Annotated in this window: 8 protein-coding genes; all 8 read left to right on the forward strand. The window is 42.8% G+C overall.

Annotated features, from left to right (window positions below; genetic code table 11):
* The first annotated feature begins 22 nt into the window (after positions 1-22).
* Entirely contained in the window at positions 23-145 is a 123-nt protein-coding gene (locus tag WC955_11405; protein MFA5859656.1) for a hypothetical protein, read from the forward strand.
* A gap of 13 nt (positions 146-158) precedes the next feature.
* Complete coding sequence (opp4C, locus tag WC955_11410; protein ID MFA5859657.1) at positions 159-986, forward strand: oligopeptide ABC transporter permease; 828 nt, start codon at positions 159-161, stop codon at positions 984-986.
* Positions 987-992: 6 nt separating this feature from the next.
* Entirely contained in the window at positions 993-2,030 is a 1,038-nt protein-coding gene (locus tag WC955_11415) for an ABC transporter ATP-binding protein (GenBank protein ID MFA5859658.1), read from the forward strand.
* Between the two features lie 4 nt (positions 2,031-2,034).
* A complete protein-coding gene (locus tag WC955_11420) occupies positions 2,035-2,814 on the forward strand; it encodes an ATP-binding cassette domain-containing protein (GenBank protein MFA5859659.1) in 780 nt (259 codons plus the stop codon).
* 9 nt (positions 2,815-2,823) lie between these two features.
* A complete protein-coding gene (locus WC955_11425; GenBank protein ID MFA5859660.1) occupies positions 2,824-3,666 on the forward strand; it encodes a PHP domain-containing protein in 843 nt (280 codons plus the stop codon).
* A gap of 104 nt (positions 3,667-3,770) precedes the next feature.
* Positions 3,771-10,571 (forward strand): Ig-like domain repeat protein, encoded by a 6,801-nt coding sequence (locus WC955_11430; protein ID MFA5859661.1) that lies wholly within the window; start codon positions 3,771-3,773, stop codon positions 10,569-10,571.
* A gap of 36 nt (positions 10,572-10,607) precedes the next feature.
* Entirely contained in the window at positions 10,608-11,516 is a 909-nt protein-coding gene (locus WC955_11435) for a PorV/PorQ family protein (GenBank protein MFA5859662.1), read from the forward strand.
* 78 nt (positions 11,517-11,594) lie between these two features.
* Positions 11,595-12,842, forward strand: a 1,248-nt coding sequence (locus WC955_11440) for an aminotransferase class I/II-fold pyridoxal phosphate-dependent enzyme (GenBank protein MFA5859663.1), incomplete at its 3' end; no start/stop codon positions are given.

The following is a 12,842-nucleotide window of genomic DNA, read 5'->3' on the forward strand; positions in this document are numbered from 1 at the left end:
AAGGTTGGGGTATGAAGCTATCATGGCAAGGGATTATACTGTTATTATGGGTGTCGGAACAATCGCGGCGTTATTGACGTTAATCGGGAATTTTATTGCTGATATAACTTACGCGTATGTGGATCCAAGGATTAGGTATAAATAAGCGGGTATGTTTTATGTTTAAGTTGTACATCGAAAGGTTTGTTAATAATAAGTTAGCGGTTGCCGGAGGGGTGATAATAGTTTTGCTTATCATACTTTCAGTATTCGCGCCGGTAGTTGCACCGTATAAACCTAATGGTCAAAATGTTGTTGACCGTCTTCAAGGGCCGTCATTAAAACATGTACTCGGGACTGACGAGCTCGGAAGGGATGTGCTTACAAGGATATTGTACGGTACAAGGATATCCATTACCGTCGGGATCGTGGCAGTTGCGATTGCTGTGCTTATCGGGGGAACACTGGGGTTGGTATCCGGTTTTTTTGGCGGGTGGGTGGATATTGTTATCATGCGCCTCGTTGATATTATGCTGTGCTTCCCGACATTTTTTTTGATACTCATGGTGATAGCGTTTTTGGAGCCCAGTATTTACAACATTATGGCAGTCATCGGGTTAACCTCATGGCCGGGGTTATGCCGGATTGTAAGAGGTGAAACTTTATCAATACGGCAGCGAGAGTATATCGATGCTGCGAGGATGATAGGGGTGCCCGTAGGAAGGGTTTTGTTTGTGCATATACTTCCTAATGTTTTAGCACCGATTATTGTCAGTGCTACACTTGGTGTTGGAGGAGCTATTCTCACGGAATCAGGGTTGTCATTCCTGGGATTAGGCGTACAGCCGCCAACACCGTCCTGGGGTAATATGTTGATCTCCGGGAAAGATTTTATTCATATTGCGTGGTGGTTATCCGTATTCCCGGGATTAGCAATATTAATCACCGTACTTGCTTATAACCTTCTAGGTGAAGGATTACGTGACGTGTTTGATCCGAGGATGTAGTAAATAATGTTTATGGAAACACAGAAAAACCGGGTTGTATTAACAGTAAAGAATTTGTCGGTAGAATATTACCGCAGGGATACTGTTATCCCTGCAGTGCGGGATGTTACATTCGAGCTGAATGAATGTGAAACCCTTGCGGTAGTCGGGGAGTCGGGCTGCGGGAAAAGTACGGTCGCGTTGAGTATCCTTAATCTTATATCTGATACTGAAGGGAAAATATCTGCGGGGAAAGTGTTGTTTAACAACGAAGACTTGTTATTGCTTGACGATACATCACTACGCGCAGTACGCGGAGGGAAGGTTAGTATGATATTCCAGGATCCGTTCACGTCATTAAATCCTGTATTCACAGTGGGTGAACAAATATCTGAATGCCTGGAAATACATGAACAGGGGTTTAAGGAGTCCAGTGAGAACGAAAAAAAGGTTAGGGTGTGTTCTATACTTGAAACTGTAAAAATTACGGATCCTGTACGCGTGCATGGCTCATATCCTCATCAGTTAAGCGGCGGGATGCGGCAGAGGGTGGTCATCGCAATGGCGGTATGTACTAAACCGAAGTTGATTATTGCGGATGAGCCTACGACAGCGCTGGATGTTACTATACAGAAAGAAATCCTTGAATTAATGTTCAACCTGAAACACGAACTTGGGTTAGCGTTGATACTGATCACTCATAATCTTGGGATTGTGTATAATAATGCGGATACTATCGCTGTGATGTATGCCGGTGAAGTTGTGGAGTATGGTACAGCAGATGAGGTTATTCATTCGCCAATGCATCCGTACACCATAGGGTTGGTGAGCGCAGTGCCAATTATTGGCAACAAAAAAAAGAGGTTGTATTCAATCCCCGGGCAAATACCTGATCCCTCAGAATTACCGTCGGGATGCGCGTTTCATCCGCGGTGTGAACGCAGGATGGGTATTTGTTCACAGGTAAAACCTGGGTTGTATGACTGCGGGTCTAGACACAATACCCGGTGTTTTTTATTTGATAAGAACGAAAAGAATAAACATAAAAATGTTGGGGTAATTTGAAGTGTTGCTTGAACTGATGAATGTTAGTAAACAATTTGTTGTGGAATCAAAACTTTTCCGTAAAAAAATTGGTACCGTAAAAGCTGTAGATAATGTGTCATTAACGCTAGAACAGGGTGAGGTACTGGGTATTGTCGGGGAGTCAGGTAGCGGGAAGACCACTCTTGGTAAAATAGTTGCCGGGTTAATTACACACGATACCGGTGAAGTGAAATTGAATGGTAACACCGCTATCAACGGTAATGTTCATCCATCTGAAGTACAAATGATTTTTCAGGATCCGTTTGCGTCGTTAAACCCGAAATTATCGGTTGGCGTGATCATTGGTGAGGCTGTACGCCAGAGGTGTAAGCATGATAATAAGACAGCAGGGAGTGATTATATAAGAAAAGAAGTGCAGAGGTTGCTTGATTTGGTGGGGCTCGGGAATAATGTTATCGATAATTATCCTCACCAGTTCAGCGGGGGACAGCGTCAGCGCGTGGGTATCGCGCGGGCAGTCGCAATGCAGCCAAAAATTGTTATTGCGGATGAACCTGTCTCAGCGCTGGATATTTCAGTACAGGCACAGATACTTAACCTGTTACTGGATTTAAAGGATGAGTATGGGTTAACATATATACTGATCTCACACGATATCGCGGTTGTAGATTTTTTTTCAAATACGGTTATGGTTATGCGGAAAGGGAAAGTTGTGGAGTGCGGCGTTACTGGTGAAGTTATTAAAAACCCTAAGGACAGTTACACCGCTGGGTTATTAGCAGCTGTACCGGTGATAGAATAGCGGTGGTGGATGGAAGAACGAAACAGGTTTGTTGATTTACATGTGCATACGAACTATTCCGACGGAATATTTGCACCCGGTAAGGTTGTGGGGCTTGCGAAAGAACGCGGGCTTACGGGATTCGCTGTTACTGATCATGATACAGTAAGAGGTGTTGAAGAAGCTTTAAGTGCCGGGGTAAATCTTGGAGTTGAAGTTATTCCGGGAGTGGAAATCTCAGCGAATTATCTTAAATCCCCGGAAAAGGAAGTGCATATACTTGGTTATTTTGTTGACTGGAAAGACGAAAAATTTGTTGCTACACTTGAACGGTTCAGGCAGGTACGGTATGAACGCGCTAAAAGTATAGTATCGAAACTTAATGGATTGAGTATTATGATAAGTTTTGAGGATGTTATTAAAAATGCGGGTAATATGAATTCCGTAGGTAGGTTGCATATCGCGCGGGCATTGATAGAAAAAGGTGTGGTTCATAATGTAGGGGAAGCGTTTGCGAGGTATTTAGCACCGGATAAGCCGGGGTATGTCCCAAAGGATATGCTGTCACCCCGGGAAGCGATTGAGTTAATCCTTAATTCAAAAGGTATACCTGTCCTTGCTCATCCGCAGTATGGTGCATCTGATAATGAAAGTATTGCCGAGTTTGTGGGATACGGGTTAAAAGGTATAGAAGTGTGGCATACTAAGCATACTAAAAGAATGATTATGTATTTTCTTGACCTCGTAAAAAAGTTTGGGTTAACCCCTACCGGCGGGTCTGATTGTCACGGCGGGATTGATCATCACGGGCCGGTGATCGGGAATTTAAAGATTCCTTATGAAGTACTGGAAGCTCTTAAAGAAGTTAGATAATTTATTATTGACAACATTTTCTTGTATTGTGTAAAATACATAACATGCTTTTTATCAATTGTGTATACTATTAATAATATATTTTTATTTTAAGGGGGAAGTGTATGTTGAAAAATTTGAGGTTCGCAGGGGTGGTTGTAGTAACGCTGGTTTGTATGATGTCAGTAGTGAATGTGTCAGCGTTTGAAGTTACAGTTACTAATATGGTAGGCATAACTTCAGGGACTTATAATACTGTTGCGTTACCATCAAAAATTAAGGCGGTTAGTGACTACACTCCGTTGTTCAGGATCAATATCAGCAGTAATGCTTATAATAGCGGTGAATCATGGACAATTGAATGCGTTACAGTAACTATCAGTAATACACAGTCGTTTAATCCTGCAAATGATTTGTTTGCATTGAATTCAGGTGGATTGGTTTTGGTAGCGGATAATGCTAATCCCGCATATCTTACTTCTACAAATACATGGTCAGGGTATAGTTCTGAAACACTGGTCGCTACAAGTATATATCCTACAAGCTGGTCTGGTAACGGCCCGTGGCAGGTGAAACTTACGCCTTCATCAGCTTTGGCAATTGACCAGGCAAACCGGCATTACACGTATTATGTCTGTATAAAAACAACAAGTACTATCAGTAACGGCGATAGGTTCCGTGCGCAGATAGATGATGCCGGTGAAGTAGAAGTTGTAGTTAAGGAAAACGCGGTGTCTTCTACAGTGTTAGTGTTGCAGCCAACATCAGGGGCAAATGGAACAATTATAACTGCGGATACAAGCGGGCCGGTAATACAGCCTGTGAATACGCCGTCACCGACTACAGGGACTACACCAACGGTATTAAACAACGATAGTTTTAATATTTATACTACCTCAGATGTTCTTCCTACTAATGCCGGTGCGCGTACTAAATTGTCATTAAACATTTCTCTTGGCGCTACTGAAACCGCAGCTGCATTGTCTGACAGCGGGTTATATAATTTAACTGATTTGTTCACGCTTGACACTTCTGCGATTGACGGGAAAGTGTCTAATACTTTAGCAGTGACTGATCAGGGTTCAGGGGTTTTTAAGTTGCAGTATACAATCACTACTACTACCGTAAACGCGCCGACAACACAGTTGCCTGTCCGTATCAAAGTACGTGATGCTGCAGGTAATGAGTCTGCATGGGACGAAACGTTTTATTGTATTATTGACCGCGGGAGGCCGGATGTTATAACACTGAACTCACCTGCGGCAAATACGTGGATTGGCGATAACGCGCCGGTGTTAAGCTGGCAGCCGTCAACGGATAGTAATTTTTCAACGTATTACTTGATTTTTTCTACTGACTCAAACCTAGGTGATAATGCGGCTGGTGATGGATTCCGTAATGTCGGTAATGTCCTGAGTTTTAACTGGATGTCGTCGGTAAATTGGACTAACGGATTCCCGGTGTCTTCAACAACTACAGTTTATTACTGGGGTGTTGTTGCAGCGGATAAAGCCGGGAATATAGGGCAGTTCGTTACGGGTAGAGAATTTAAGTATGATAGTATAGTGCCAAATATTTATAACGAAGGGCCAAAAAATTCTACTACCTCTACCACTCCTACAATCACTGTAAGTTTTGATGATTCACTTGGCGGAGTAGTGATGTCCGGGATTAATTTTTCAACAGTTACGCTTACTTTAAATGATCAGGTTGTTACTTTCAGCACTAATGCCGTTGATGGTTCAACTACCACGATTTCGTATGTGCCGGCACAGCCGTTGGTGGAAGGTTCTTATACAGCTAAAGTTTGGGTAATTGATAATGCTGGTAAGACTGCGCAGTTATCCTGGGGTTTTACGGTTGATACAGTAAAACCGGTTGTACTTGATACTGATAATGACAGTTATTCTGATTACCAGGAAATGTATTCCGGTAAAAATCCAAATGACGAGACGTCAGTTCCTTCAACTAGTGTTGATTTTAGTCCTGTAAACAATGAATGCGTAAAGGCGTCGTTTGTTTCCAGCGGGCAAAAGATTAAGTTCCGCGTTGATGATCCTTATGGGTTGGTTGGGATTGATACTACTACCACAGCGTCTTCTATTAAGCTTAATTATATTACTAAAGGAACAACGGAAAGTTTTAGTACATTTGTCACCGTTGCGAAAACAAGTTATACAATATTTGAAATCCAGCCAATGAAAACGTTGTTGTCAAACGGTATTGACGACGGTGAGATACAGTATACCTGCACTCCTGTGGATAAAGCAGGGAATGTTGGTTCTACATTTACACGTAAGTTTATTTATGATACCACACCGCCGGTTATTTCCACAGTAACTGCTCCAAGTACAGGGGATACAACTTCGCGGTTAACTTTCGCGATTGATCTTTATGACAGGTTCGGTATATCTTTAAGCACAATGGATATCGTGCAGCTTACTATATACAATTCTTCTGAAGGCGGGTATATGTCGCTCGTTGATGGTACCACCAGCAGGTTTACGATTACTATCAACACTTTGAATGCGCCGAAAACATATTATTATTATTTCATGGCGAAAGATAAAGCCGGGAATTCGTGTTATTTCCCGCCTAACGCCAATACTGACCAGAGTACGGCGTTACCCTTGGTTATTACTGATAAAACCGCGCCGGAAGTTGCGATTTATCAGATTGAAACATTATTGAATTATTCGCTTGGTTCAGGGACTACTTGGTTATATACTCAATCCGGAACGGGTAATACAAATGTTAAATCAATACCAGTACTGTACTCTAATCCATTAGCGTTTACTACCGGGTATTACAACGTTATCCGTGCAACGGCATCGCCGGATACGTCAAATGTAGTGTTTGAACTAAAACTATCAACAGATACAGTGTGGTCTTCCGCGTTGTTTAATGTGGTTAAGTCGTATAAAACAATCAGCGGGAATCCTATGTGGGAAGCGTATATTAACACTTCATCTCTTGGGAATAATCTGAATTATGATATCCGCGTGAAAGCGTATGATACTCTTGGGAATTCAAATATTCCGCTGGATAATTCGCATCAGGCGTATGTTAAAGTCTTAATAAAACCGGCACTTGCACCAGTATCTACTATGCATACATTCTCAGTATACAGCTGGTTTATCTCAAGCAGAGCTTCAGGGAAAACTTTATTACTGAACGCATCACCGAATACAACTACGGGGAATATCGATATTGTCTCCTGTACATTCCAGTACAAGAAAAACAGTGATCCTGCAACTGCATGGACAGATTTGTATAAAGATACGAATACGCTGGGGACTGATAAACGTTATGTTGAGTTAAGTTTTAATGAAAATGATTTGTTGTACATGAACATTAATGATTCATTGGCAATAAACAGCGTGGCTGCGGTAAAGTTTGTGTGCACAACAGTGGCGAATACGTATGATACATTCCTTACCCGCGGATCTGATGGCGTATGGAAGACTGTATTGGCATTACCCCCGAATACGTATGATTATTATTTCCAGGTGACTGATAATAATGGTAAACAGTATAATGTGCGGGATGTTAAAGAATTTACGTCAGGCGGAGCTACAACATCCAGGTTGTATATTAAGGATTATAGTTATATATGGAACATCGCGGGGTTAGAGAATAATGTTACCTACGATGTCCGCGTGATTGCTGCTGATTCCAAAGGTAATACTGATCCTGCAGCTACTAACGTATTCTCGTTTACGTATGATAACACCGCGCCGGTTGCGCCGGTATTAACCGCACCAGTTGCAGGTCAACGGATAAAAGATAGTAGTACGTATAACTTATTCGCAACAGTTTATGATTCTGATATCATGAGCGTGTTCTTCCATTATTCAGATGATAATGGTGTAACCTGGAAGAATATCGGGCAGGATACTAATGGGTCAGCCGGGTGGACCACAGCATGGTCAGTCCCTGATCTTTATACGGATACAAATTATCTGTTAAAAGTTTCAGCTATTGATAAAACCAGGAATATTACGTTCTCAACATCAACCGTTATCACAATTACTATTGACGCTACAGCGCCAAAATTTGTTTCCTTCTGGGTTGAAGCTTCTTCAGTGACTACAATAATGTATCCTAACATAGAGTATACGCTTAAGATGACAACTCTTGATAATGATATTGCTATTGCGTCTGTCACGGCAACCAGCGGGCTCACAGGGATTTGTTCGCCTAGTTATGATAATGGGAAGAACGGGCATATGATAATTGCGTCCGGTAACGGTACTGCTGAAAGTCCGTATATGTATACCGCGAAATTCGTGCCAAGTAATACAGATAATATATCCGGTTCATTCACTGCGTACCTAACAGATAAAGCAGGGAATGTTACGAATACTTCAATATCGGTTATGTATTACGACAACGCGCCTTCAGCGTCTATAATCACACAGGTTAATATCGATAACGACGGGGATGGTAAGCTGAATGAAAATACTACAGCAGGGGATACAGATGCTGATGGATTACTTGGGGAAGATGGTATTGATTATTATACCTCAGGAACTTTGATGTACGTCGGGCGTTTCGGTGCACAGGTGGTCTCTGCAGTAACTAACGTCGATGGCGGGACGGTTAAGTTTCAGTATTCAACATCAGGAACAGGGCCGTGGGTTACATTTAATGAGATAGCTTCTGCGGCTACAGTTACTGCGAACTGGAACCCGCTTGCGCTTGGCTTAGTGGAAGGGACATATTACCTGCGTACAGTAGTTATTGATAATGAAAATAATGTTGAGGTTAACCCGGCAGTTGTTACTGTTCTGTATGACGCGGTTGAACCGTCCGTCAGCCAGTTTATAGCGCCTACGGGGACCATTGATTGTTCACAGACGTATTCTTTAACGGGAAAGACTAATGACAGTGATGTCGTTAGGATGTTCTTCCAGTATAAGGAACCGTCAACAAATACATGGACGCCTGTTGATATAACAGCAACCCGGTTAGTACGGTTGGTGAATTCGTCGCTTACTCCCAACACCTTCAGTGCACCTGAAGTGGCAATAGTTGTAACATCGCCAAACACAACTCAGGCTTCAAGTATGGAAGTACGCGCTGTGGTATATGACCGTGCAGGAAATAGGAATACTGATGCCGCGCATGCGCCTGTTGCGGTGTTAAGTTTGAATGATACAATTAGCCCGGTAGCGGTACTTTCTTATTATACAGGTGCTATACAGGCTGAATGCGGGGATGCTAATATAAAATCAGTTGCATTCCAGTATAAGCTTAATGGGTCAACTAATCCGTGGGTAACACTGTGGATTGATTCTGTTGCGGATGGGACATGGACAGGGCTTGTTGGTTCAATATGGTCTTCGGGGTTGAGTTTAGCAATTTTGCCGAATGGATTGTATGATATCCGCGCGATAGCGACTGATATGTTTAATAACAGCAATCCGGCAAGTGCACCTGTTAGCTCAATCCTTGCTGAGACTTCAGCGACCGGATCAAGAGTGTATACCACTAAGAAGTCGCAGGTTATGACAGTTGGGGTAAAGAGTATTACTTCAACAAATTCAGGTGGATGCAAGATTGATCTTGAAGTTAAAACTACGGTTGCTCTAGCAGCAGCGCCGACAGCGAGTTTCTTGTTTAAAGACAATGCTAATTCGCAGTCTAAGGCTGTTACTTTAACAGATGCGGGGAATAATGTGTTTACCGGAACATTGGAGCTTGATAGTATATCCGCTACCGCAGGATTTGCGGCTAACGTACGGATAGCGGTGTTCGGTATAACGCAAAGCGGTGAGGCTATTGGCGAAAACGCGTCAATCGGCGTGTCTGTAAATAATTCTAACTCACCAACGGTGACACTGATTGATAATACGTTTACGATTACGGTGAATGCGTCAATGCCGAGAAATGTAACGATTGTCGCGGGGCCTGCGGTGACTAACCCGGTTCCTACTGCTCAGGCAGCGATGCTTACACCGATACAGGGGCGTACGTACTCTGCGTTTGTTACGGATAATAATCAGCCTGTAACTAATACAGGGACTCAGTTCCAATGTACAATTAATTACTCGGACGCTGATATCCCGCAGGGTGTGTCAGAAGAGGATCTCGGGATTGTTTTCTGGGATGAAGTAAGTAATAAGTGGTCCGCTACGGGGATTAATACTGTGAAGACAAATAAGTATACAAACAGTGTTTCTTTCAATTCCACGCATTTGTCTAAGTTTGCGTTAATGGCAATCAAGGCGGTACCCGAAATTACGTTTATCTCACCGGTTAGTAACGGGTATTCTGATGAAGATCCTGTAATCAATGTTATGGCTGTAGATCCTCTAAGCGGGATATCGTCATTCAGGATTATCGTTGATGGTACGGATATCACAGCAGTATTGATTGCGAGATCGGCATCTGATGGGATTGATAATGACGGTAACGGATTAATTGATGAAACACCAATGATACAGGGGTTTACACCTGAAGCGCCGTTTACGTTGCTAAGCGAAACCGGAACGCGGTTTCTTGCGAGGGCAGCGTTGAAGCTTTCACCGGGGACGCATACGCTGGAAGTTATAGCGTTTAACCAGCAGGCACGGTCTTCTTCACAGAAGATTACGTTCACCGTGACAAATCAGCTGGATATTCTCAGTGTATATAATTATCCTAACCCGTTCAATCCTTCTAAGGAAAATACAACGGTAAAAATGGTACTTACTAATGACGCGAAAGTTACTGTAAAAGTTTATGATTTCGCGGGTAAGCTTGTTTCTACTATAATGAAAAACGAAACAGTATATGCAAACTCAGGAGCGACTTTCAGCTGGGGCGGGACAAGTGATATTACAGGAAAGTATCTTGCAAACGATGCGTATTTTATGAAGATTGAAGCAACGGATGGGGCTAAGACTGTAGTTAAAACGTTGAAGCTTGCGGTGTTAAGGTAATAAAAAATGAAAATATACATGGAGGTAACAACTAAAATGGTTATTAGAAAGCTTACAGTATGCGCGTTAAGCCTGGCAGTGCTTGGTACTGTTATCTTGACACCCTGTGAAGTTATGGCGGTATTGGATTCTTCATACGCAGCGGCCTATCTGCGCACAGGGATCGGTGCAAGGGCGTTAGGGATGGGTGGTGCGTTTCGTTCGATTGCGGATGATGGCAGCGCTATCTACTGGAATCCCGGCGGGAATGCGTTTATTGAGAAAAAAGAGGTTAACGTATCATACTCTGCTCTTTCATCCGACCGCGGGTTAAACTTCCTGAGTTATACTCATCCTATGTCCATCGGTACGTTTGCGGTGGGGTTAATTAATTCCGGTGTTTCCGGGATTAAAGGGTATACCAGTGCTGGGGTTGAGAACGGTGATGTTGTAGTTTCGAATAACGCGTTTTTTCTTTCTTATGCTAGAAAGGTTGGAGATATTGTCGGGGTAGGAGCTAATGTTAAAATTCTTGCCAGCCAGGTACAGGGTAACAGCGGGATCGGGTTCGGGGTTGATTTCGGGGCAGTGGTTCAGCCAATAAAAAACTTAGCTGTCGGGTTAATGATGCAGGACATCGCGAGTAGTATTTCTTGGAATACCGCGTCAAATGCTGTGGATAGTGTTGGGATGAACCTCGCGCTATGCGCTTCTTATAAACTGTTTGATTCAGTAAACGTTGCTGCTGGAATTAATAAATATTCGGATTACAAAAATATCGGTTATAACGTAGGGTTAGAGTATATGAGCGAAGTATTTGGTTTCCGTGCAGGATTAGAAAATAATAATCCTTGCGCTGGTTTTACAGTAAGGATAATGAATTTAGTGGGGCTTACCTACGCATATGTTTCTGATCCGCTGAATGAAGGGAATAGTCATATTGTAACACTGGATTTGCGGTTCTAAAACGTATTAATACTGTATATCCGTAATTAATATTAAGTTCGGGACGCTATTTTAATGGAAGGAATTTTTTAAGTAATAATGTCGTACCCAAAAGCGAGCCAGCAAAAAAAAGCGCCTTTGTTTGATGCGTTGTTAAAACATGCTAAACGCCAGGTGGTGTCATTCCATACACCAGGGCATAAGAACGGGGATGGTATTGATAAACGGTTACGGCAGTTTACCGGAAGGAATGTTTATTATCTCGATGTAACCACGTTTCCGGAAGTTGATTCATTACACGACCCTATTACTTGTATTAAACAGGCACAGAAACTTTATGCTGACCTCTGCGGGGTAAAGCATACGTTCTTCATGTTAAACGGTTCTTCTATGGGCAACCAGGCGATGTTGATGTCAGCGTGTAAGCCCGGGGATTCTGTTATTATGTCGCGCAACTGCCATAAATCTGTACTCGGTGGAGTTATTCTTTCAGGAATATGGCCGATATGGGTACAACCAAAAATTGATCAAAAACTTGATATTATCTTCGACCTTACTCCGGAACAGGTGGAGTTAGCTATAAAACAGTATCCTGAAGCACGGGCAGTGTATGTTACCAGCCCGACTTATAACGGTGTAGTTACGGATCTTGAAAAAATAGCGGATATCGCTCATCGGTACGGTAAGATTTTGTTAGTGGATGAAGCGCATGGGCCGCATCTTAAGTTTCATCCTGACCTCCCGATGTCGGCAGTAGAGGCCGGGGCGGATATGTGTGTACAGAGCACACATAAGATCTTATCGGCGTTAAGCCAGGGGTCGGTTTTGCATTTTAATTCTGACCTCGTAGACTTAAACCATGTTAAACGCGTAGTGTCGCTACTCCAGACTACCAGCCCGAATTATTTTATTCTTTCCTCAATCGATCTTGCACGGAGGCAGATGTGGGAGAACGGTGAACGGTTAGTGGATAAGATGATTTCAATCTCAAGGTTTATACGTAAAAGATTGAAGAATTGTAAACGTATAATGTGTTTTGATGAGAATGATATTGAACGCTTGGGGTACGAACTTGACCCGTCAAAAGTTACAATCAATGTTACCCGTACCGGCCTGGATGGGCATGAGATAAGTGAAATCCTTAATCATAATTACCGCGTACAGGTGGATTGCGCTGATATTTTTAATCTTATCGCAATCCTGGGGACCGGGTCGTCAATGAAGGACGCTAGGACACTGGCAGATGCGTTGGTTGAGATCGATGAAAAGTATATCGGGAAAGAACGGTATTTTGAGTTCCAGCTGCCGAGTTTATCAACTGAAATGGTGATGTCTCCCCGGGAAACG

This window comes from Elusimicrobiota bacterium (assembly GCA_041658405.1).
GTDB lineage: Bacteria > Elusimicrobiota > UBA5214 > JBBAAG01 > JBBAAG01 > JBBAAG01.

Bases quoted from the DNA above. Each gene is read 5' to 3' on its own strand.
- WC955_11405 (MFA5859656.1), top strand. From the start codon at position 23: ATGGCAAGGGATTATACTGTTATTATGGGTGTCGGAACAATCGCGGCG.
- opp4C (MFA5859657.1), top strand. From the start codon at position 159: ATGTTTAAGTTGTACATCGAAAGGTTTGTTAATAATAAGTTAGCGGTT.
- WC955_11415 (MFA5859658.1), top strand. From the start codon at position 993: ATGTTTATGGAAACACAGAAAAACCGGGTTGTATTAACAGTAAAGAAT.
- WC955_11425 (MFA5859660.1), top strand. From the start codon at position 2,824: ATGGAAGAACGAAACAGGTTTGTTGATTTACATGTGCATACGAACTAT.
- WC955_11430 (MFA5859661.1), top strand. From the start codon at position 3,771: ATGTTGAAAAATTTGAGGTTCGCAGGGGTGGTTGTAGTAACGCTGGTT.
- WC955_11435 (MFA5859662.1), top strand. From the start codon at position 10,608: ATGGTTATTAGAAAGCTTACAGTATGCGCGTTAAGCCTGGCAGTGCTT.